Raw genomic sequence first — 1770 nt, 5'->3', positions numbered from 1 at the left:
AGACGCGCCGCCCTTCTTCGTCATCCACGGGAGCCGCGACTCGCTCATCCCCGTGGTCGAGGCCCGCCGATTCGTCGAGCGGCTGCGGGAGGTCTGCCCGGCGAGGGGGGTCGTGCCGCCGCTGCCCTGGATCTCGGCGATCTGGTGGTCGGCGGGAGTGCCGCAGGTGGGCGGCTCCGCCGCGGCGGCCGCCTGGACGCCGGCGGCGAGGCCGGCGGTCAGGACCGTCGCGAGTGCTGCTGCTGTTCGGCGCATGGCGGGAGAGTAGGCGCGCCCCCTGGCCGACCAGCGAACCGTTAATGAAGACTCCACCAATTCGCAACGGACCCGGCTACCGCCCCGGGTTCTCCAGGAGGGTGATCAGGCGGGCGAGGCCGTCCTCGCCGTACCCCTCCTCGACCGCTCGGTCGAGCAGGTCCCGCACGGAGAGCAGGTACCCGGGGTCCACGCCCTGGTCGCGGCTCGTCTCGATCAGGCCGGGGAAGGCCACCTGGCTGGTCGCGACGCTGGAGACGGTGGTGGCGAAGTCGCCCGCCTCCACGGCGCGGGCCTGGTCGGGCAGCATGCCCAGCATCGCGGTCAGCCACGCGGTGGCCATCGGCTCGAAGTCCGTGGCCGCGACCTTCTCCGACCGGACGAGCGCGAAGGCGTGCTGGAAACCGGCGATCATGCCGTACATGGCGTCCAGCAGGGCCAGGTCGAACAGCGGCGCGAGCCCCGGGTCGGCGCCGAGGAACTGGGGCCGGCCGAGCACCGCGAGGGTCTCGCGGTGCTCCTCGAACGCCTCCTGGTCGCCGCTGTAGAGGATCAGCGCCTCCGGCCGCCCGATCATGGGCGGGACGGCCATGATGCCGCCGTCCACGTACCGGGCGCCGAGTCCGGCGGCGCGGTCGGCCAGGGCGCGCGCCTGCCGGGGCGTGCCGTTGGTGAGCTGGACGATCGTGCGCCCGGCCGCCGCGTCGCCGAGGATCTCCCCGGCGTTGGCGTACACCGACAGGCACACGATCACCAGGGGGCTCGCCGACACGGCCGCCGCGGCGCTCTCCGCCTCCACCGCGCCCCTGGCCACGAGCGGCTCGGCCTTGGCGCGCGAGCGGTTCCACACGGTCACGCTCCGCCCGTCCGCCAGCAGCGCCTCGGCGAGCGCGCTGCCCATCAGCCCCAGCCCCAGCACGGTCACAGAAGTCGTCGTCATGTGCATCCCCTTCGTTTCGTAGGGCTCCAGCCTGCGGCGCGCGGGTTCGGGAAAGGTTCGGGCCGCATTACGGTGGGGGCATGCGCTTCGGGGTCCTCGGTCCGCTGGAGGTGCGGACGGAGGACGGCCGCCCGGTCCCGGTCCCGGACCGGAAGGTGCGGGCGCTGCTGGCCGACCTCCTCGCGCACGCCGGGCGCGCCGTCTCCGCCGACCGGCTCATCGACGACCTGTGGGGCGACGCGCTGCCCGCCGATCCGCCCGCGACGCTGCGGGCCCGCGTCTCCCAGCTGCGCCGGACGCTGGAGGACGCCGAACCGGGCGCCCGCGCTCTGGTCGAGACCAGCCCGCCCGGCTACCGGCTCGCCGTGCGGACCGACGCGCTCGACTTCGCCGTCCTCGCCGGCCGGGCGGCGGACGAACCGGACCCCGCCGCCCGCGCCGCGCGGTTCGCCGAGGCGCTGGCGCTCTGGCGCGGCCCCGCGTTCGCCGACTTCGCCGACGCGCCGTTCGCCGCCCCCGAGATCGCCCGTCTGGACGAACTGCGCCTCGCGGCCCTGGAGGGGCGCGCCGAGGCC

Annotated in this window: 3 protein-coding genes; 1 reads left to right on the top strand and 2 read right to left on the bottom strand. The window is 75.4% G+C overall.

Features of this window, described 5'->3' with window-relative positions:
* Both AB0C69_RS42035 and AB0C69_RS42030 read right to left on the bottom strand, forming a co-directional pair.
* Window positions 1-255 (bottom strand): hypothetical protein (locus AB0C69_RS42035; RefSeq protein ID WP_360362473.1); only part of this gene is annotated, 255 nt, incomplete at its 3' end.
* A gap of 76 nt (window positions 256-331) precedes the next feature.
* Complete coding sequence (locus AB0C69_RS42030; RefSeq protein WP_360362470.1) at window positions 332-1195, bottom strand: NAD(P)-binding domain-containing protein; 864 nt, start codon at window positions 1193-1195, stop codon at window positions 332-334.
* 80 nt (window positions 1196-1275) lie between these two features.
* Between AB0C69_RS42030 and AB0C69_RS42025 the strand changes: the two genes are divergently transcribed.
* On the top strand, window positions 1276-1770 hold a 495-nt coding region (locus AB0C69_RS42025; RefSeq protein ID WP_360362467.1), incomplete at its 3' end, for a BTAD domain-containing putative transcriptional regulator.

Origin of the sequence: Actinomadura sp. NPDC048032 (genome assembly GCF_040653175.1) — a bacterium.
Classification (GTDB): Bacteria; Actinomycetota; Actinomycetes; order Streptosporangiales; family Streptosporangiaceae; genus Spirillospora; species Spirillospora verrucosospora.
This window is presented reverse-complemented; position numbering and strand designations above follow the sequence as displayed.

What these genes read in the sequence shown, in the direction of transcription:
- AB0C69_RS42030 (WP_360362470.1), bottom strand. Translation starts at nt 1,195, where the DNA reads ATGACGACGACTTCTGTGACCGTGCTGGGGCTGGGGCTGATGGGCAGC.